Origin of the sequence: Methanoregula sp., from assembly GCF_003170075.1 — an archaeon.
In the GTDB taxonomy this organism is placed as follows: Archaea; Halobacteriota; Methanomicrobia; order Methanomicrobiales; family Methanospirillaceae; genus Methanoregula.
On the sequence record NZ_PMZU01000029.1, the window covers coordinates 1 to 17006 of the forward strand.

21 protein-coding genes and 1 tRNA gene are annotated in these 17006 nt (G+C 55.9%); 10 read left to right on the forward strand and 12 right to left on the reverse strand.

Features of this window, described 5'->3' with window-relative positions; translation table 11 throughout:
* Nucleotides 1-408: 408 nt before the first annotated feature.
* From QZN75_RS03230 to QZN75_RS03240, 3 genes are all read right to left on the reverse strand, one after another.
* The gene (locus QZN75_RS03230) at nt 409-948 is read right to left on the reverse strand and encodes a ZPR1 zinc finger domain-containing protein (RefSeq protein ID WP_292424665.1); all 540 of its coding nucleotides are present in this window, start codon (nt 946-948) and stop codon (nt 409-411) included.
* 4 nt (nt 949-952) lie between these two features.
* Nucleotides 953-1321: a cell division protein SepF gene (sepF, locus tag QZN75_RS03235; protein ID WP_292424668.1), complete on the reverse strand. Its 369-nt coding sequence runs from the start codon at nt 1319-1321 to the stop codon at nt 953-955.
* 92 nt (nt 1322-1413) lie between these two features.
* Nucleotides 1414-1911: an RNA-binding protein gene (locus QZN75_RS03240; protein WP_292424671.1), complete on the reverse strand. Its 498-nt coding sequence runs from the start codon at nt 1909-1911 to the stop codon at nt 1414-1416.
* Between the two features lie 219 nt (nt 1912-2130).
* Here QZN75_RS03240 and QZN75_RS03245 point away from each other — a divergent pair, with 219 nt between their 5' ends.
* From QZN75_RS03245 to QZN75_RS03260, 4 genes are all read left to right on the forward strand, one after another.
* The gene (locus QZN75_RS03245) at nt 2131-2361 is read left to right on the forward strand and encodes an LSM domain-containing protein (protein WP_292424674.1); all 231 of its coding nucleotides are present in this window, start codon (nt 2131-2133) and stop codon (nt 2359-2361) included.
* 11 nt (nt 2362-2372) lie between these two features.
* Entirely contained in the window at nt 2373-2555 is a 183-nt protein-coding gene (locus QZN75_RS03250; RefSeq protein WP_292424677.1) for a 50S ribosomal protein L37e, read from the forward strand.
* 9 nt (nt 2556-2564) lie between these two features.
* Nucleotides 2565-3995 carry an amidophosphoribosyltransferase gene (gene purF, locus QZN75_RS03255; RefSeq protein ID WP_292424682.1) on the forward strand — a complete coding sequence of 477 codons (1431 nt, stop codon included), beginning with the start codon at nt 2565-2567 and terminating at the stop codon, nt 3993-3995.
* 156 nt (nt 3996-4151) lie between these two features.
* Nucleotides 4152-4844 (forward strand): trans-aconitate 2-methyltransferase, encoded by a 693-nt coding sequence (locus QZN75_RS03260; RefSeq protein ID WP_292424685.1) that lies wholly within the window; start codon nt 4152-4154, stop codon nt 4842-4844.
* A 63-nt stretch (nt 4845-4907) separates the two neighbouring features.
* On the opposite strand, the gene QZN75_RS03265 is transcribed toward QZN75_RS03260, so the two are convergent.
* Nucleotides 4908-4982, reverse strand: a tRNA-Met gene (locus QZN75_RS03265).
* 116 nt (nt 4983-5098) lie between these two features.
* Between QZN75_RS03265 and trxA the strand changes: the two genes are divergently transcribed.
* Complete coding sequence (trxA, locus tag QZN75_RS03270) at nt 5099-5500, forward strand: thioredoxin (protein ID WP_292424688.1); 402 nt, start codon at nt 5099-5101, stop codon at nt 5498-5500.
* An 83-nt stretch (nt 5501-5583) separates the two neighbouring features.
* On the opposite strand, the gene QZN75_RS03275 is transcribed toward trxA, so the two are convergent.
* Both QZN75_RS03275 and QZN75_RS03280 read right to left on the reverse strand, forming a co-directional pair.
* Nucleotides 5584-5850, reverse strand: a complete 267-nt coding sequence (locus tag QZN75_RS03275; RefSeq protein ID WP_292424691.1) for a hypothetical protein — start codon at nt 5848-5850, stop codon at nt 5584-5586.
* A gap of 143 nt (nt 5851-5993) precedes the next feature.
* Nucleotides 5994-6542, reverse strand: a complete 549-nt coding sequence (locus QZN75_RS03280; RefSeq protein WP_292424694.1) for a hypothetical protein — start codon at nt 6540-6542, stop codon at nt 5994-5996.
* A 158-nt stretch (nt 6543-6700) separates the two neighbouring features.
* On the opposite strand from QZN75_RS03280, the gene QZN75_RS03285 reads away from it, so the two are divergent.
* Nucleotides 6701-8242: a class I adenylate-forming enzyme family protein gene (locus tag QZN75_RS03285; protein WP_292424696.1), complete on the forward strand. Its 1542-nt coding sequence runs from the start codon at nt 6701-6703 to the stop codon at nt 8240-8242.
* Between the two features lie 93 nt (nt 8243-8335).
* Nucleotides 8336-8956 carry an ATPase domain-containing protein gene (locus tag QZN75_RS03290; protein ID WP_292424697.1) on the forward strand — a complete coding sequence of 207 codons (621 nt, stop codon included), beginning with the start codon at nt 8336-8338 and terminating at the stop codon, nt 8954-8956.
* A 38-nt stretch (nt 8957-8994) separates the two neighbouring features.
* Here QZN75_RS03290 and QZN75_RS03295 read toward each other — a convergent pair whose 3' ends face one another.
* Both QZN75_RS03295 and aspS read right to left on the reverse strand, forming a co-directional pair.
* A complete protein-coding gene (locus QZN75_RS03295; RefSeq protein ID WP_292424700.1) occupies nt 8995-9897 on the reverse strand; it encodes a methionine synthase in 903 nt (300 codons plus the stop codon).
* Nucleotides 9894-11186 (reverse strand): aspartate--tRNA(Asn) ligase, encoded by a 1293-nt coding sequence (aspS, locus tag QZN75_RS03300; protein WP_292424704.1) that lies wholly within the window; start codon nt 11184-11186, stop codon nt 9894-9896. The genes QZN75_RS03295 and aspS overlap by 4 nt, the downstream gene beginning before the upstream one ends.
* 174 nt (nt 11187-11360) lie before the next feature.
* Between aspS and QZN75_RS03305 the strand changes: the two genes are divergently transcribed.
* Nucleotides 11361-11738 (forward strand): hypothetical protein, encoded by a 378-nt coding sequence (locus QZN75_RS03305; RefSeq protein ID WP_292424707.1) that lies wholly within the window; start codon nt 11361-11363, stop codon nt 11736-11738.
* Nucleotides 11739-11929: 191 nt separating this feature from the next.
* Here the strand turns inward: QZN75_RS03305 and ruvB are convergent, their stop codons facing one another.
* The 3 genes from ruvB to ruvC are packed head-to-tail and all read right to left on the reverse strand — an operon-like array spanning nt 11930 to nt 14014.
* Entirely contained in the window at nt 11930-12937 is a 1008-nt protein-coding gene (ruvB, locus tag QZN75_RS03310) for a Holliday junction branch migration DNA helicase RuvB (RefSeq protein WP_292424709.1), read from the reverse strand.
* On the reverse strand, nt 12934-13539 hold the full coding sequence (gene ruvA, locus QZN75_RS03315) for a Holliday junction branch migration protein RuvA (protein WP_292424710.1): 606 nt from the start codon (nt 13537-13539) through the stop codon (nt 12934-12936). Before ruvA ends, ruvB begins: the two co-directional genes overlap by 4 nt.
* A gap of 4 nt (nt 13540-13543) precedes the next feature.
* The gene (gene ruvC, locus QZN75_RS03320) at nt 13544-14014 is read right to left on the reverse strand and encodes a crossover junction endodeoxyribonuclease RuvC (RefSeq protein ID WP_292424712.1); all 471 of its coding nucleotides are present in this window, start codon (nt 14012-14014) and stop codon (nt 13544-13546) included.
* Nucleotides 14015-14191: 177 nt separating this feature from the next.
* On the opposite strand from ruvC, the gene QZN75_RS03325 reads away from it, so the two are divergent.
* Together QZN75_RS03325 and QZN75_RS03330 are read left to right on the forward strand one after the other, a co-directional pair.
* Complete coding sequence (locus QZN75_RS03325; protein ID WP_292424714.1) at nt 14192-14785, forward strand: hypothetical protein; 594 nt, start codon at nt 14192-14194, stop codon at nt 14783-14785.
* Between the two features lie 179 nt (nt 14786-14964).
* A complete protein-coding gene (locus QZN75_RS03330) occupies nt 14965-15642 on the forward strand; it encodes a flavodoxin family protein (RefSeq protein ID WP_292424716.1) in 678 nt (225 codons plus the stop codon).
* A 54-nt stretch (nt 15643-15696) separates the two neighbouring features.
* On the opposite strand, the gene QZN75_RS03335 is transcribed toward QZN75_RS03330, so the two are convergent.
* Nucleotides 15697-16884 (reverse strand): HEAT repeat domain-containing protein, encoded by a 1188-nt coding sequence (locus QZN75_RS03335; protein ID WP_292424718.1) that lies wholly within the window; start codon nt 16882-16884, stop codon nt 15697-15699.
* Between the last annotated feature and the right edge of the window lie 122 nt (nt 16885-17006).

Below are 17006 nucleotides of genomic sequence, written 5' to 3' on the forward strand. Positions count from 1 at the left end.
CATTATATATACTTTGGAGTGCATGGGACGAAAGTGTTTTTTTCTTCATTGATGCCCCGTTCCTGAGACTCCGGTAACCTTACTTTCCGAAGGAGCCTCGGGTTCGTGGGGGTTCCGTTCACCTCAAGTGGGGGCCTAATTCACGAAAAAGGGGGTTTAATTCGGGTTCCCGGCGCATTTTCACGTCGGAAAAAAGAGGGCCTAAATAGGCCTAACTGGACGGCCGATCTTTTTCCGGATGGGTAAAGATACGTGGAAATGAAAGGAGGGGCGGTTTTGGGGGCCGGATCGCACAATATTCACATCTGACGCCGTCGTGGTTTTACCATTTAGGGTGAGGCGGGATAATTTCAGGGCCGGGTCGGCCCGAAAAAATCTGCACGAAAAAAAAGAAAAAATACGGAGCTGTTAGTCCCCGCACGCGTCCGGTTCGTCAGCCACGAATGCCGTTTTCTCTGCCTTGTCAGAAACAAGCACACTGTTTCCCATGGGGTCCTGGAGGATCAGCGTGACCGGCAGCCCCCCGGCTTTGATACATTCGATCTTTTTCAAAAGCACGCGGCCGTTCTCTTTCTCGGTCTCGTCACCGTCTTTTACCGCGATCCTAATGGCCTGGGCGATCCGGTCGAGCACGCCTTCAACATTGCTCACAAACCCTTCGCAGGCCGGGCCCGGATCGATCCGGACGCCGAGATCGGGGATCTCAAAAACGCCGGTCGTGCTCCGCACCACGCGCACATCGAGATCCTCTTTTGTCATGACCGGCATCTCGTACCGCACCGGCCCGGCATTTTTCAAAAGCTGCGTATCAACGTACCGGTACCCGCAGGACGGGCACGTGGCAGAAATGATAAGAATATCTGAAAAATAGGGAATATTTTCCGTCTGGTAGAGATATTCTATTTCAGTGTTGCAGTATGGACACGGTCCGGGAACGATCGTGCGCAAAGGGTTATGCCCCGCCAATCTTGTCGCGCGAGATCTTAACGGACATTGGTGTAAGAACGACGTACCGCTGGTCGCCGAGGCCGATGATATCCCCGTTAACATCCTTTGCGACTTCCTTTAAGTCCTTTAAGACACGCTCATAGGAGATCTTGTCCATCTTCAGGCGCGAGATATCGACAATCACGATATTTCCGTTGTAAACCTCATCCTTGACCCGGGGAGTGTCCTTGAGATCCGCAATTGTTGCAATCTTTACCAGGAGCGCAGGGGAACCGGCGCCGTGTTCCTCGTAGGAACTGAGGTCGAGTTCCATGTAATCATCGTCGGAACTGGTGGTATTTTTCCCCAAAAGTGTGTCAATGATCTTAACCATAAAAAAACTGTACGAAGAAAATTATTTAATAGTATCGATGTAAAAGGCAGAAATGGCCTGATTTTCCATCCTTTTCTGGCATTTCAAAAATGTTACAGTTCAAGGTTCCAGAGTTCATCGCCGACATGATGGAAATTTTTGCACATCTTTCCCTGTGCGCTTGCCCGGATTGCCGGGCCGTCCATGAGCGCAACGCCTATCGCCAGCGGCTTTTTATGCCGTTCGTCAGCGATCTGGACCGGGCTCCCGGCCACGATGTCGTCGCTGACCGCGACAATTCCCGGCCGCATCACATCTGCGCCATTCACCACGTACGGAATTGCACCGGCATCGACCGTGACCATCCGCTCGGGGAACGGGCACTGGACCGCCCCTTTGAGCGTGGGAAAGACCCAGTCCCCGGTGTCCATCAGCAGCGGTTTTTTATTCACGAGGTAAAGTGCGACATCCGCGTTCGTTTCCAAAATTTCGATCATGTCGGTATGGAAAAGCGCGGCAGACGACCCGATCTGGAGTGCGAGCCGGTCCAGCAGGTCTTCTGCCTGACTTTTACGGATGGAATGCCGTTTTTTTACGATAATTTTTTTCATTGTCCTGTTCCTACATTCTTTCGGGCAAGGTCTAATAATTTTTCCCGGCCCGGAACAGGTGTGCCGGTTTACTGTGAAACCCATCGGGAATTTTCGGTGCCGGGCCTCTCTTTCGAGGGCACCAGAAACCTTCTTGTCCCATGCCGATCTACGCTATGTTTAAGTAGAGTGCTCACGCACATATATTACTCCAGAGCGATGGTAATACAGGGTAAGAGTATGACCAAGAGACCGTTGGATATTTTAGATCTGGTGCTGAACCGCCAGCCCGTTATTGTCTCCATCAAAGGCGGGAGAGAGATCCGGGGAGTTCTTCAGGGTTACGATGTTCACATGAACCTCGTCCTTGATAAGGCTGAGGAAACAGAGAACGGGCAGGTTGTAAAGATAGGCACGCTTATCGTCCGTGGAGATAACGTGATCTATATCTCACCATCGCTGGAATCATAAGGTGAAATAACATGACAAAAGGCACACCGTCAATGGGTAAGATGAACAAGATGACCCATATCGCCTGCCGGCGCTGTGGCAAGATCTCGTTCCACGCCCAGAAGAAAGTCTGCTCTTCCTGCGGGTTTGGCAGAAGCACCAAGATGCAAAACTACAAGTGGCACAGCAAGAGACCAAAAACTCCGACGCATTAGAGTAGCACCATGTGTGGTATCGTTGGCATTGTCGATGCTGGCGATGTTTCCATCCAGCTTTACTATGCCATGTATGCGCTCCAGCATCGTGGCCAGGAGAGCGCCGGGATATCCACGTTTGATGGGACAAGTCTCTGTAAGTTCAAGGGGCAGGGGCTTGTCGCTGATGTCTTTTCCCTTTCTGTTTTAAAAGATCTTAAAGGCACGGCCGGTATCGGCCATGTGCGGTACCCGACAACCGGTTCAAACCTGCCGGAGAATATCCAGCCGTTGAATTTTCAGTTTCAGGATCATTTTATCTCGGTCGCCCACAACGGGAACCTGGTCAACACCTGTGAACTCCGGCGGGAGTACGAACAGGCGGGCCAGATCTTTACGACGACGACAGACACAGAGATCATCGCGAAGATCCTGATCGAAGAGATAACCGCCTCGGGCTGCGTGGAGGACGCGGTGCATCTCTGCATGAAGCGGATACAGGGTTCGTATTCGGTCGTGATCATGATCGATGGCGTGATCTACGCGTTCCGCGATCCCCTTGGCATCAAGCCGTTCTGTCTCGGGAAGATCGAGAAGGGATACATCGTGGCGTCCGAGAGCGTAGCGATCGATGCGCTGGGCGGGAAGTTCCTCCGCGACGTGAAACCCGGGGAGCTGATCCGGATGGACAGCGAGGGTATCCGGTGCACGCAGATCGCGGTCGCGGGCAAGCGTGCCCACTGTATCTTCGAGTACATCTATTTTGCACGGGCGGATGCCGTTATGGACGGCGTGCTCGTGTACGATGTGCGGCGGGCGATCGGCCAGAAACTTTACGAGGAGGCGCCGGTAACTGCGGATTCGGTCGGCTCAGTGCCGGACTCCGGGACAGCATATGCAATCGGGTACGCGGAACGGTCCCGGATACCGTTCGTGGAGAGCCTCATGAAGAACCGGTACATGGGCCGGACGTTTATCATGCCGACGCAGCAGGCGCGGGAGCGGGCCGTCCGGATCAAGCTCAACCCGATCCCGGGACACTTAAAGGACAAGTCGGTTGTCCTTGTCGATGACAGTATCGTGCGGGGGACGACCTCAAAGAGGATCATTGAGATGATGCGGGATGCGGGCGCACGCGAGGTGCACATGCGGATCGGCTCTCCCGCCATCAAGGCGCCCTGTTATCTTGGCGTTGATATGCCCACGAGAAAGGAACTGATCGCAAGTGACAAGGCAGAAGATGAGGTCCGGCGCTGCATCACGGCGACCTCGCTCCACCACATCTCGCTTGATGCGCTTGTAAAAGCGATCGGGTTTGACCGCGAGGATCTCTGCACCGGGTGCCTCACCGGCTGCTACCCGGTGCCGATCGAGGGTGAGATCGTAAACCCCCGCCAGGTGGATTTCGTGGACGGGACGTTCCAGTCAAAACTCGGGTCGTTCGAAGCGGAGTCTTCGTAACGGATTTTTCTTTTTTTTTAGACAGGATTTGCGTGTCGCAGAGAGTACTTTTTGTGCCCGAATGAACAAACCCGGTGTAAGGGATCCGGGATCCAGTAACCCGGAGAGCCCCCGACGATTTTTTTCGGGAGCGTTTTTTAAGGAAGTGCAGGAATAATGGAGCATATCAGAAAAGCCTTCGATGTGGTTGCGGCAGGATACGACGCCCAGCGTGAATATGTCATACCCGACCTGCGTCAATTTTACGGCGCTGCGGTCTGGGCTGCCGAAAGTCTGTCCGCATCACCTGCGATCCTCGATGTTGGTGCAGGGACAGGGCTTTTGAGCGCCCTGCTTCTTTTAAAATATCCTGCAGGGACGATCACCCTGCTGGATATTTCGGAGAAGATGCTTGCTGTTGCCCGGGAACGGTTCTCCGGCTGTAAAAATGTTGTTTTCCGGACCGGGGATTATTCTTGGGTGAATCTCGGGGGACCTTACGATCTCATCTGCTCCGCCCTTTCCATCCACCATCTCGATCCTGATGACAAACACCGGCTCTTCGGGAGGATCTTTTCCGTGCTCGCACCGGGCGGAGTGTTCGTCAACGCCGACCAGGCCGACGGTGAGACGCCGTACTTCACCGGGAAGTACCGCGAGTACTGGGACGATTTTTTACACAGCGGGCCGCTGGACACCCCGGAGTCTGCGGAGATCCGCAGGCGCCGGGACACGCTGGACAAAAACGAGAAACTTTCAGTGCAGCTTTCGTGGCTGCACGAGGCCGGTTTTTCCGATGTGGATGTCGTGTACAAAAACCGGAACTTTATCGTGACTGTTGCACGGAAAGGACATGGCTTTCCCATATGACGGCAGGATTGATCCGGCACAGGTATGAGCACCCGGCAGTTTTCGGGTGGTAAAAAGAAAAAGTAGCGAGGGATGGATTTGAACCATCGATCTACGGGTTATGAGCCCGTCGGGATATCCTGGCTACCCTACCTCGCTTCCTATAATCAGGGTTATAATATAGACGGCAGGCGCTGATATACTTTACTCACGGGACAGTCGAAGACCAGTCCCGTTCGCTAGATTCAATTATCAGTGCCTCCCTATTTTCATTTATGGACGATAACGAACTTGAGGCAATCCGTGAGAAGCGGATGGCGGCACTCAAAGAGAAGATGGAACACCAGAGCGTAGCAGGTGCAGTGATCCAAATCGACCAGCTGCATCTCAACGACCTGCTCCGGAAGCACCCGGCGCTCGTAGTCGATTTCTGGGCCGAGTGGTGCGGGCCGTGCCGGAGGGTCGGGCCCGTCATCGAGGAACTCGCACAGGAATTTGCCGGGAAGGTTACGTTCGGGAAATGCAACACAGACGAGAACCAGCAGCTGGCGATGCAGCTTGACATCTCGGCGATCCCAAACATCGTCTTCTTCTCGCATGGCAAGATGGTGGACCGGGTGATCGGGGCATACCCCAAGGAAACGATCCGGGAAAAAATTATACGGAATTTCCCGTGAACGATACGCGTGAATTTTTTTGGGAGGGCAATCCTGCCGGATTTTGCTCCCCCTGATTAAAAAAAGTTTTCCCTTGTGCTGTTTTATTCACAGTACGGATCGTTCAGGAATTCTTCGTAGACTTTCTTTGCCGGCCTGCCACCGCGGTGGCTCCCGTGCGACCGGTGCTGGGACTCCGCATGTTCTTCCTCATTCTCTGCCGCATCGAGATTTTCCCCGGCCGACTCCTGCGGCCTCGGTTCCCCTGCCGGGTGGGGCGGCTGATTGTGGCGATCCCGCATGTGGCGGGGATACGATCCCTGTTCGTGGTGCTGGCGGGGCGGTTGTTCCTGATGCGTTTCCTCAGCCATAGATATCAGATATCATACGGGTCAGGATACAGAAAAACTTATTGTTCCAGGCCCGGCTCACGGGCACGGAACGTGCCTCTATATTTACAGGATAACCGGTACAAGTGCCGGTATGGCCATGGCGGCCCGGGTCACTCCCCGGACTACAGGATCCCCTCTTGGATCTCGATGAGGAGGGCACCGAGCTCCTCGACAATCTTGAGCAGATCCGGGCCACCGGTGGTCACCGGCCTGATATTTTCGAATTCGCCAATCGAGAGAACCCAGGCAGTTCCCCAGACCTCAAAACGGAACAGGTGCTTTTTCCAGAAAATACCTGCAAGGAGCAGGATAACACCGAGAATGCAGCAGGCGATCCCGCCCAACTCCAGAAGCCTGTTCCCGGTCAAACCGATGACCGTAGTCAGGATCCCTGCAAGCAGGATGACAATCCCAAAAGCGATGAGACCGACACGGGATCTTATCGAATGTACTACACCGACACCCTTGATGTCAGCGAGGCTGACCTGCTGGTAGAGGGATTCTGTTTTCACATCAAAGAAACCCCTGACTGAAGAGTAGGAAATAAGCCGCTTGCTGGTCACGGCAAGGCTGACCTTTGCCTTCACCGGGAAATACATCCGGAAGCCATCGTACTCCTTGATCAGGGTCTCATTCTGCGCAAACCCGATAAAATTACGAATATCTGCCATGTCCGCACTGATCCCTTACGGGTACTTTTAGTACACTATTATTACAAAATTGTGGTCGGGAATAATGATTGTTGTTTATTCCTCCATGAACGGATCCATAAAATGAACACGTATATACATTAACGTCCAATTTGTATCATTAGTTCGGATCAGCGGCCATGTCTAACGTTACCACGCTCCTTGATGCAAAGAGTGTTCCCGAAGCAAAAGCAGCGCTCATCTGCCCGTCGCGGAACGAGACCTACAGTTATTTAAAACTCCGTCAGGAGATGAACCGGGTCGGGAACGGCCTGTGCAGTCTTGGCATAAAAAAAGGCGACCGGGTCTGCATTTATCTCGACAGCTCGCCCGAATACCTGATCAGCTATTTTGCGATCTGGCGGATCGGTGCCGTGGCCGTCCCGACAAATATCGTGTACCAGGGAGAGGAACTGCTGCAAGCGGTCAGCGATGCCGGCGCCTGTGCGATCATCACGGATGTACGGGGTGTGGGTGTGGTCGCGGAAGTACAGAAAAAAGCCCCGGGCCTTGCCCATATCATCTGCGTGGGGGGACCAGGAACTGGAATTGTCGCGTGGGAATCATTTCCCCCGGCACCTGCATCCATGCGGGCGGCCAACTGCGCGATGGACGATCTCTGCCATCTCCAGTACACGGCCGGCACGACCGGCACGCCCAAAGGCGCCATGCTTACCCACGGCAACTGGATGACGGCGCTTGACGCGGAGAGGGAAGCCCTACGGCTCAGGCCGGACGATGTGTACCTCGGGATCTACCCGATGGGCCACGTCGGGTTATCGTGGGGATTCGCCGTGCTGCGGGCCGGTGGTACGTTCGTCATGATGGAGCGTTTCGATCCGGAGCAGTACCTTGCCCTTGTGGAGAAATACCACGTAACCGTCCTTGCCGGCATGCCGCCGGTCATCCATACGCTCGTCCACAGCGCACCGGGTACTGAAGACCGGCTCCGCACCGCCCGGCTCATCATCTCAGGTGGGGGTCAGCTGCTGCCCGCGGTCTGGGAGGCGTTTGACAAGCGCTACCATATCCCGGTCGCGAACTCCTATGGCTTATCGGAAACGATCGTCATCGGGTCCGGCACGACCACGATCCCCGAGTATCCCGATCTCACCCGGCACTACCAGAGCGTGGGAGTCGCTGTCGGGTATACGGAGGTCATGATCGTGGACGTGGACGATCCGGAAACAGAGATGCCCCCGGGCGAAGCCGGGGAGATCGCCCTTCGCGGCCCGTCCGTTGCACAAGGCTACTGGAACCTGCCCGAGGCAACCGCCGCAGTCTTCCGGCATGACGGCTGGTTTTTGACCGGCGATATCGGGTATATCGATGGAGAGGGCATCCTCTACATCACCGACCGGAAAAAGGATATGATCATCATGTCGGGCTGGAAGGTCTATCCTACCGAAGTGGAGAACGTGATCGTCCAGCACCCGGCCGTCGCGGATGTGGCGGTCTTTGGCGTCCCGGACGAGCGCCGGGGTGAAATCCCGGTGGCAGCGGTCGTCACGAAGGCCGGTACCACACTTACCAAAGAAGAGTTTGAATCGTTCTGCCGTGTCCACCTTGCCGGCTACAAGGTCCCTCGCCGGATTATCATCGTGGACGCGCTTCCCCGGGTGCACGGCTGGAAACTCCTGCGCCGTACCCTGCGGGAAAAATTCGGTGCAAACAGGTCATAAAGCAGAATTGCGGGAATATTCTGCGACAAAACAACTCAATTCCCGGAAACTTTTTAAATATCCTGCCAATAATATTAGCCGGAGCATCCAAACGTGGAGACAAAAAGCCGGATCGTAGATATCCCGATAACCGGCAAGCCAAAGAAGCGATCTACCGGCATCGTGGGTCTCAACCTTCTTCTGGATGGGGGGTTTCCCGAAGGATCGATCATCATGGTGTACGGCACTCCGCTTGCCGGTGTTGACCTTGCCGCGATGCAGTTCTGGAAGGTGGAAGGCGAAGAGGGTACCTACCTGATGAACGACGGGGATATAGAGGTTGGCATGCTGGATGTAGCTGAGATCCACCCTGAGATGTACCTCCCCCAGATGATCGGCGGAAGAATTGTTGTTGACTCCCTCTCCACCATTATTATCAAGTACGGGATCGATAGTGCGCTGAAATTTTTGAGGCTCGCACGCGACGAAATGCGGAAACGTGGTGCGAACCTGATGTTTATCGTCTATACCAATGTGCATTCCCCTGTCGAGATGACGCGGATCATGCGTGCAGCAGATCTCGTGCTGGAACTCAAAACAGATATACACCAGAGCGAGATCGAGCGGACGCTTGCCGTGCACAAGATCCGGGATGCCGCCGCCCCCCAGCGACTCCTGCCGTTCATTATCACGGAGCACGGGATCGAGGCATCGACGACATCGAGAGTCGTATAGAAAAGATCTTCTGGTATTTTTTATTTTTTAAATGGCGGTTACAGCGCGAGCCGTACTTCCTTTGCGGCCTCTGCCATGTTCCTGAGTTTCCAGAATGCTGCCTCGCGGGTGCGCATCCGCATGCCACAGTCGGGATCGACGAGCATCGTTTTGGCACCGAAGACCTCGACCCCTTTCTCGATCCGCTTTTTGAGTTCGGGAATCGTTTCCACGGTTTCCGAACTGGAATCGACACAACCGTACCCGATCATCCGCCCGGCGAGATCCCGCGATCCGAAGAGTTCGAGGTTGGCGGGATTCTTCGAGAACTCGAAGTCCAGCACGTTCACGTTGATTTTGAGGATATCGTCAAGCACGCTCCCGAGGTTGCCGCAGACGTGCATGCAGCTGGGGATCCGGATGGAGCCGGTGATCAGTTCGACTGCCTGTTTCCCCACGGCAAGGTCTGCGACGCCGGTCGAGAAGATCGGTTCATCGATCTGGATAAGGGTGACCCCGGCGGCCTCAAGATAGCGTGCCTCGACGGCGAGTGCTGCCGCGATGTCGAGCGCCAGTTCCTCACGGTTCCGGTACATCGGTGTGCTGATATGGAGGCCGTGGGCAAGCGTGGACGGTCCGGTGATGATGCCCTTGACGTACGGGGATTTTGACCGGGCATACTTTGTGTCCGCCACGGTGATGGGCCCTGACGCCGGCTGGATTTTGCCGACAACGTCCTGGCCCTTGATCCCGGGCAGTTTGCCGGAGAACGCATTGATCATATCGCCCCGGACCTGCCCATCAGAGATGATATCGATCCCGGCCATGATCTGGTCGGCAACCGCAGTCTCGACCGCGGATTTCAGGGGATCAAAAATAGTTTTCAGGCCGGAGCCTTTGACTACGGGATAACTTCCCACAACTGTTGTCGCTAATACCTTGTTGATGAAATACGCCTTCATGGGACAAGCCGGTGCATATCACGCGGGAACAGGACTGCTTCACGGACGTTTGAAAGCCCGAGCATGGTCATGATCAGCCGTTCGGCACCAAGGCCCCATCCCGCGTGGGGGGGCATCCCGTACCGGAACGGGCGCAGGTAGAACTCGAAGCTCTCGGGGTTGAGACCCTTTTTCTTGATCTGCTGCACGAGCAGGTCGTACTGGTGGATACGCTCCGCCCCGCTCGAGAGTTCCATCCTCGGGTGCATGAGGTCGAACGCCTTGCAGATTGAGGGGTCGTCCTCGTACGGCATCGCGTAGTAGGGCCGGATTTCGGTGGGCCAGTCAGTGATGAAGTAGTGGCTGCCCATCTCGTCCCCGATCGCGTGTTCTGCCGCGGCGCTGATATCGTCGCCGTACTTGATCGGTTCGCTGCACGTTCTCTGGGCGATCTCGATGGCTTCACGGTAGGGTAACCGGGTGAACGGGGCCTTTGGTACGGCAAAATCGGTCAGTTCAAGGTTTGCCAGCTGGTCGCTACAGCTCCTGTTCACGTATTCGTAGGTCTTGAGGATCAGGGTTTCGAGCGTCTTCATGACGTCGTTGTGATCCGCAAACGAGACCTCGATATCGATGCTTGTTGCCTCGTTGAGGTGCTTGGTGGTGTTGTGTTCCTCGGCCCGGAAGATCGGCCCGATCTCGTAGACCTTCTCAAAACCGCCCGCCATCATCATCTGTTTGTAGAGCTGCGGACTCTGGTTGAGGAATGCCTCTTTGTCAAAATACGCAATCGGGAAGAGTTCTGTCCCGCCCTCGGTCGCGGCGGCGACAATCTTCGGGGTAGTGATGCTGATGTATCCCTCTTTGTGGAAGAAGTTGTTTATCGCGTGCAGTGCGGCGCTCCGGATCTGGAAGACCGCGGCGACCCGGGGCCGGCGCACATCGAGGAACCGGGCGTCGAGCCTGGTATCGAGTTCAGCCCCGACTTTTTCCGAAACGTCAAGAGGAAGGGGGGTCTCGGCAAGGTTGATGATCTCAAAAGTGTCGGGAATAAGTTCCCTGCCGCCCGGCGCCTTCTCCATTGCCTTTACCGTGCCGGCGACCCGAACGACGGATTCACGCGAGACTTTCTTTGCAGCAGCAAGCACTGCTTCTGATACTTTCTTTTTCGGGATGGTCACCTGGAGGATGCCGGTCCGGTCGCGGATCAAAAAGAACGCGAGACCCCCGAGGTCTCTTTCCTCGTGGACCCATCCGCAGATTTCCGCATGGCCGGTTTCCGGCGTGACTGATTGTATGGGTATACGCATCAAAATCGTAGTACAATAGGAAGGGGGGGATAATGGATTTTATGGGCGATCTCTGGTTTTCCCATTCCCTCCACGTCATCTGCGCCGTTCGCTTACGCATTCGAACTGAAACGATCCGCCCGGTCCCGCTTCTGGCCCTACATGCCTATGGCCATGTCAGGAGTACGTGATAGTATGACGGATTACTCCCCCCACGCGGCCACCCGTGGCGATGGCGATATGCAGGACACAACGAAGATCCTGATCGGTATCATTGCCGGTATCATCATTGTGATCATCGCTGCCGCTATCCTCACATTCAGCGTTACGACCACGACTGGTGTTTCCGGAGAAAGCCGTCCGTACATGACCCACTATAACGTTGCGCTCCCGGACGGGGAAGCGGTGACGATTGGCAGCAGCCGGATCGCGGTGATGGCATACAACGATTCGATAAGGACCAACGTTGATGGCAACCCAGAGGATTTAATCGTGGGCCAGACCCGGGTGATCAGCCCCAGGCATGCGAAGATCACCGCGCTTGGGATCCCGCTCTACGATGCCGATTTTTAGTTCACCCTGCAGTACCTGGGCTCGACCGGTACGAAAGATAACTTCGACCTGACCGTGAAGACTTCGCAGCAGATACCGACGTTTTTACTCGACCGGCTGATGCCGGCATCGGTGAATGCGAAGCTGGCGTAAGGTCCACCGGAAATTTTTCTTTTTAACAGAAATCTCTTTAAAAAATAGATAGTGGCTCGCTAAAACAGCGTCTTCTGGGAGTGGTTCAGCTTGATGTGCTGTTGTGCAGCCGGTGTCGTCTCCCGGCCCTGCGGTGTCCGTTTCACAAACCCGATCTGGATCAGGTAGGGTTCGTAGACCTCTTCGATCGTCCGGACCTCTTCCCCGACAGAGATTGCAATCGTCTTCGCCCCCACCGGGCCGCCGCCGAAATCGTCCGCGATCACCGAGATGATGCGCCGGTCGATATCGTCAAGCCCGAGTTCATCGATCTGGAGCAGCGCAAGGCCATCCTTTGCGATATCCGCCGTGATCGTCCCGTCGCCTTTCACCACGGCAAAGTCCCGCACCCGGCGCAGGAGCCGGTTCCCTATCCTCGGTGTCCCCCGGCTCCGGGCCGCGATCTCGGCCGCCCCTTCGGGCGTGATCGGGATCTTCAGGATGGCAGCACTCCTTGTCACGATCTTGACCAGATCCTCCGGGGAATACAGGTTCAGGCGCACGAGGATCCCGAACCGGTCCCGGAACGGCGAGCTTAAGAGACCCTGCCGGGTCGTCGCCCCGATCAGCGTGAACTGTTCGAGTGTCAGCTTGATCGAGCGGGCGCTCGGGCCCTCGCCGATCATCACATCGATAAAGAAGTCCTCCATCGCCGGGTAGAGGATCTCCTCGACCACCGGGTTCATGCGGTGGATCTCGTCGATGAAGAGCACGTCGCCTTTTTTTAAGGCCGTGACAAGGGCGGCCATGTCCCCGGGTTTTTCAAGCACCGGCCCGGTCGTTGTCCGTATCTCCGCCCCCATCTCGCGGGCGATGATATGCGCCAAGGTAGTCTTCCCGAGGCCCGGGGGCCCGGCAAACAAGATATGGTCGACCGGTTCGCCCCGCTGCTGCGCTGCTGCTATCGCGATCCGGAGTGCATTCTTTGCCGGCTCCTGCCCGACAAACGCATCGAGCGTCGCCGGCCGGAGCGTGATCTCCTCCGGGTCGTCTGCGGCCGGTTGCGGGGAGATGACCCGTTCGTTCATCGCCGCTCACCCTCCTTGAGCTGCACAAGCGCCGCCTTGATGAGGTCCTGTATCGACGGGGAGGTCATCCCTTTCGCTGCCGCTTTTACCGCATCGTAGGAGGCATTCTCGGCAAACCCGAGCGAGACAAGGGCGCTCGTGGCATCCCTTGTAAGCTGTTCGTTTTTCCCGGCCGGGGTCGGTGCCATCGCGGCCTGCACTTTTTTCATCTTGTCCCGGAGTTCGAGAATCAGCCTCTTTGCGCCCTTCTGCCCGATCCCTGTGATCCTTGTCAGGCTCTTCTCATCCCCGGTAAGGATTGCAAGGACAAAGTCCTCAAGCGTGATCTGGGAGAGGATGTTGAGCGCGATCTGCGGGCCGATGCCTGAGACCCCGATAAGGATGGTAAACATCTCGAGTTCGCTCTCGTACAAAAACCCGTACAGGTTTATGGCATCCTCGCGGACCGCCATGTACGTGTGGAGTTTTACCTTTTTTTGCGCACGGGAAATCTCCCGGATCTCCGGCTGCGGCACGTACACCCGGTACCCGATCCCGTTGACGTCCAGCACCACCCACCGGTCGCCGGCTGCGACCGGCGTCCCGTCCAGATACGCGATCATTGTACTATCTCATGACGTGGATATGACATAAGGCAATCGAAAGGCCGTCCGCGGCATCGTCCGGTGTCGGGATCTCGTCGAGGTGCAGGAGCCTTGCTACCATCTGCTGCATCTGGGCCTTGTCAGCCCGGCCCGACCCGGTGATCGCCAGTTTGATCTGGTTTGGCGTGTACTCCGTCACCGGGATCTTCCGCTGCTCTGCCGCGAGGAGGATGACGCCCCGCACTTCACTGACCCCCATGGCAGACGTGGTATTCTTTGAAAAAAAGAGTTTTTCCATTGCGAGGGCATCCGGGGGGTAGCGTTCGAAGAGGGACTGGAGGCTGGTATAGATCTCAACGAGGCGTTCACCCGGCCGGGGCCCGGCCGGGGTCTCGATGCACCCGTAGCAGATGGGCGTGATAACGCCCCGGTCCACCCGGCACACGCCGTACCCGAGCCGGGCAAGCCCGGGATCAATCCCCGTCACAATCATGAACCGCACCTCCCCCGATCAATACCTAGTGTTACGGCACCCGCCCATAAAATCCTCTGTCTCGCGTGGCTTTCCTGTAATCTCTGCTTAATGTAGCCCTCCGGACCCCCTTTTCCGGGTTAACGGGGGGATAACTTCTATGTAGGGCGGCGTATAATATGGGGATAGTGATGATTAATGAAGAATGTTAGACGTCCGACGTACTCGTTCCTCCTCCTCGTGATCGGGCTTATCCTCATCAACACGCTGCTGGCATGGCTTTCCCTCAAGGTTTCCCATATCATCAGTCCCTCTCTTACGACCAGTGTTTCGATGATCTTTATTGCCGCTGCGTTCATGCTGATCTTTACGCTCTGGTTTGGCATGTATGGAGCGATTGCAGCGTATGCCGGTAGTTTCATCGGCTCCGGTCTCCTATCGGGGATGCCGGTAACGGTTGCTCTCTACTTCTCGCTTGCAAACTTCTGGCAGGTGCTGATTCCCCTTATTGCATTCCGGATATTTGACGTACATGTCGGCATGGAGTCCACCCGCGATCTCTTCCATCTCGTCCTGTTCGGGACGATCCTGAACAATGTCATCGGATCTGCATGGGGTTCGGTGGCATTGGCGATCGGGGGCGTCATCGGGTGGTCGCAGGTTATGTCTGTGTTCGTAGCCTGGTTGATCGGAAACGTTATTGTAACGATTATTATCGTCCCGCTGGTGCTCCGCCATTTCACACCACGGTTTGAGAAATCGAAAGTCTTTGTAAAAAATTACTGGTATTAACCAGTCTCTTTTTCTTTAAAAAAAATCCGATGGGAGCCGGTTGTCACGGATAAGCATGATCGGATCTCATGTTTATGGTTTTAATACTGTTCTTAAACGCTGCCCCGGCTCTTTTTTTACCGTGAACTTCCCGACCGTAGTGCACATCTTTATGATGCCCCGGGCATACCACTACACTGGTGAACACAATAATGAAGATCCTCGGGATTAACGGGAGCCCGAAAGGAGAAAAGAGCCAGACGCGCCGGCTTGTCCTTGGCGTGCTCGAAGGGGCACGTGCAACCGGCGCGGACGTGACGTTTGTCGATGTCTGCGCTTTAAAGATCCAGTACTGCCGGGCATGCACGACCTGTTATGCAAAAGGCGAGTGCATCCACGACGACGATATGCCGGCCCTGTACGAGAAACTGCTCGATGCCGATGGTATCGTGCTTGGCTCGCCGGTCTACATCAACTCGATCACGGCACAGCTCAAGACAATGCTCGACCGGATGGCAGACAGCGTCCACTGCCTGCATTTTACCGGGAAGTACGGCTGCGCTGTTTCCACCGCCGGCGGAGCTATGGCAGAAGAGACCGCGGAGTACATGAACTCTGCAATGCGGATGATGGGAGCGACCACGGTTGGTACTGTCAGCGTGAATTTCATGGGCAACCCGGATGCGATCCTGCCCGCGGAGAAGAAGGCAAAGGAACTGGGCAGGAAGCTGACGGAAGCGATCCGGACGCAGTGGAAAGATCCGGTCCAGCAGGCGTATCATGCGGACAGGAAAGCTCACATGAAACAGCTCGTGCTTGCAAACAAGGACGTTTGGACGCACGAGTTCGATCACTGGACGGCGATGGGCTGGGTGTAAGCTTTTTATTTCTGGTGCACACGGGTACTGGATATACCCGGGAAAAAAGCAGGATTATTTGGGATTTCTTTTCTTTATCATCTCGAGCGCTTCGAAGGCTTCGCGCCTGACCGATACGTTCTCGTCGGATAAGAGACCGGTGAGGTGGTCGGCAGCCTTCTGGTCGCCAATCTCTCCAAGGAGCAGGGCCGCACGCTTCCGCACATCGCTCTGGTCGTCCTTGAGCACCATGATAAGGGGTGTTGTTGCCGGCTGGCCGAGCATCCAGAGCGCCTCCATCGCGCCGGTCCTTGAGCGGACATCGCCTTCACGGAAGACCTGCATAAGCGGGGCAATTGCGGGCACGCCGAGCGCGGCAAGTGCCTTTACCACATCTATCCTGACCGCCCTTTCGGGATCTGCGAGCATTTCGATGAGTGTGGGAATTGCCTTTGTGTTCCCTATCTGGCCAAGCACTGCTGCGGCCTCTTTGCGGATACCCGGGTTCTGGTTTGAAAGGGCATCAATGAGCGGCTCGACCGAGGGTTCGCCGATGGTCGCCAGTGCCAGTGCAGCCCTGCGGGAAATATCCTCGTTTTTGTCGACAAGGGCCTGAATGAGGGGGGAGATCGATGCATCTCCCAGTGAGCAGAGCGTCGCCATTGCGGCCATCCGCACATGCTCCAGGGGATCGTTGAGACCATCGATCAAGGGGGCCACTGCACGCGGGTCGCCGATCCTGCCCAGCGCGACAGCTGCCTCATGGCGGACCCACGGGTCGGTATCCTTGAGAGATTCGACGAGGTTTGTCACCGCACGGCCCTCTCCCATGACCCCGAGAGCCTGCACGGCCCCACGGCGGATGAACGGATGAGTGTGCTTGAGCGACTGGATAAGCGGGCTGACCGCGGGCTCACCGATGAGCTGGAGTGCCCGGATCGCCTCCTGCCGGACATCCTCACCCGGTTCGGAAAGGGCGCCGATCAGCGGTAGGACAGCCGGAACACCGATCTTGCCCAGCGTATCAGCAGAGCCCCGCCGGATGATCCAGAACTCGTCTTTGAGCCCGTTAATGAGCGGTTCGATGAATGGTTCCCCGAGATCGCCGACCGAACGGACGGCGTTCCAGCGGGTGTCAAGATCACCGCTGGTGAGTGCCTTGAGAAAAGTTTCGTAACGTTCCCGCTGGGCATGCAGTCGTGCTTCCTCCTCCTCACGGCTTCCCGACTTGAATATGTTGAGAATTTTTTTTACGATCGGCATAGATGTTCTCCCATTGGTTCACTGTTTGTATAAAATCACTCAAATAAGTATCGCATGCCCAATATAAAGTCAGATCTCCCATTAGGGGGAAAAATATCGGGGCGCTTCCTAGTGTAACACAG

What these genes read in the sequence shown, in the direction of transcription:
- sepF (WP_292424668.1), bottom strand. Translation starts at nt 1,321, where the DNA reads ATGGTTAAGATCATTGACACACTTTTGGGGAAAAATACCACCAGTTCC.
- QZN75_RS03240 (WP_292424671.1), bottom strand. Translation starts at nt 1,911, where the DNA reads ATGAAAAAAATTATCGTAAAAAAACGGCATTCCATCCGTAAAAGTCAG.
- QZN75_RS03245 (WP_292424674.1), top strand. Translation starts at nt 2,131, where the DNA reads ATGACCAAGAGACCGTTGGATATTTTAGATCTGGTGCTGAACCGCCAG.
- QZN75_RS03250 (WP_292424677.1), top strand. Translation starts at nt 2,373, where the DNA reads ATGACAAAAGGCACACCGTCAATGGGTAAGATGAACAAGATGACCCAT.
- purF (WP_292424682.1), top strand. Translation starts at nt 2,565, where the DNA reads ATGTGTGGTATCGTTGGCATTGTCGATGCTGGCGATGTTTCCATCCAG.
- QZN75_RS03260 (WP_292424685.1), top strand. Translation starts at nt 4,152, where the DNA reads ATGGAGCATATCAGAAAAGCCTTCGATGTGGTTGCGGCAGGATACGAC.
- trxA (WP_292424688.1), top strand. Translation starts at nt 5,099, where the DNA reads ATGGACGATAACGAACTTGAGGCAATCCGTGAGAAGCGGATGGCGGCA.
- QZN75_RS03275 (WP_292424691.1), bottom strand. Translation starts at nt 5,850, where the DNA reads ATGGCTGAGGAAACGCATCAGGAACAACCGCCCCGCCAGCACCACGAA.
- QZN75_RS03280 (WP_292424694.1), bottom strand. Translation starts at nt 6,542, where the DNA reads ATGGCAGATATTCGTAATTTTATCGGGTTTGCGCAGAATGAGACCCTG.
- QZN75_RS03285 (WP_292424696.1), top strand. Translation starts at nt 6,701, where the DNA reads ATGTCTAACGTTACCACGCTCCTTGATGCAAAGAGTGTTCCCGAAGCA.
- QZN75_RS03295 (WP_292424700.1), bottom strand. Translation starts at nt 9,897, where the DNA reads ATGAAGGCGTATTTCATCAACAAGGTATTAGCGACAACAGTTGTGGGA.
- aspS (WP_292424704.1), bottom strand. Translation starts at nt 11,186, where the DNA reads ATGCGTATACCCATACAATCAGTCACGCCGGAAACCGGCCATGCGGAA.
- QZN75_RS03305 (WP_292424707.1), top strand. Translation starts at nt 11,361, where the DNA reads ATGACGGATTACTCCCCCCACGCGGCCACCCGTGGCGATGGCGATATG.
- ruvB (WP_292424709.1), bottom strand. Translation starts at nt 12,937, where the DNA reads ATGAACGAACGGGTCATCTCCCCGCAACCGGCCGCAGACGACCCGGAG.
- ruvA (WP_292424710.1), bottom strand. Translation starts at nt 13,539, where the DNA reads ATGATCGCGTATCTGGACGGGACGCCGGTCGCAGCCGGCGACCGGTGG.
- ruvC (WP_292424712.1), bottom strand. Translation starts at nt 14,014, where the DNA reads ATGATTGTGACGGGGATTGATCCCGGGCTTGCCCGGCTCGGGTACGGC.
- QZN75_RS03325 (WP_292424714.1), top strand. Translation starts at nt 14,192, where the DNA reads ATGAAGAATGTTAGACGTCCGACGTACTCGTTCCTCCTCCTCGTGATC.
- QZN75_RS03335 (WP_292424718.1), bottom strand. Translation starts at nt 16,884, where the DNA reads ATGCCGATCGTAAAAAAAATTCTCAACATATTCAAGTCGGGAAGCCGT.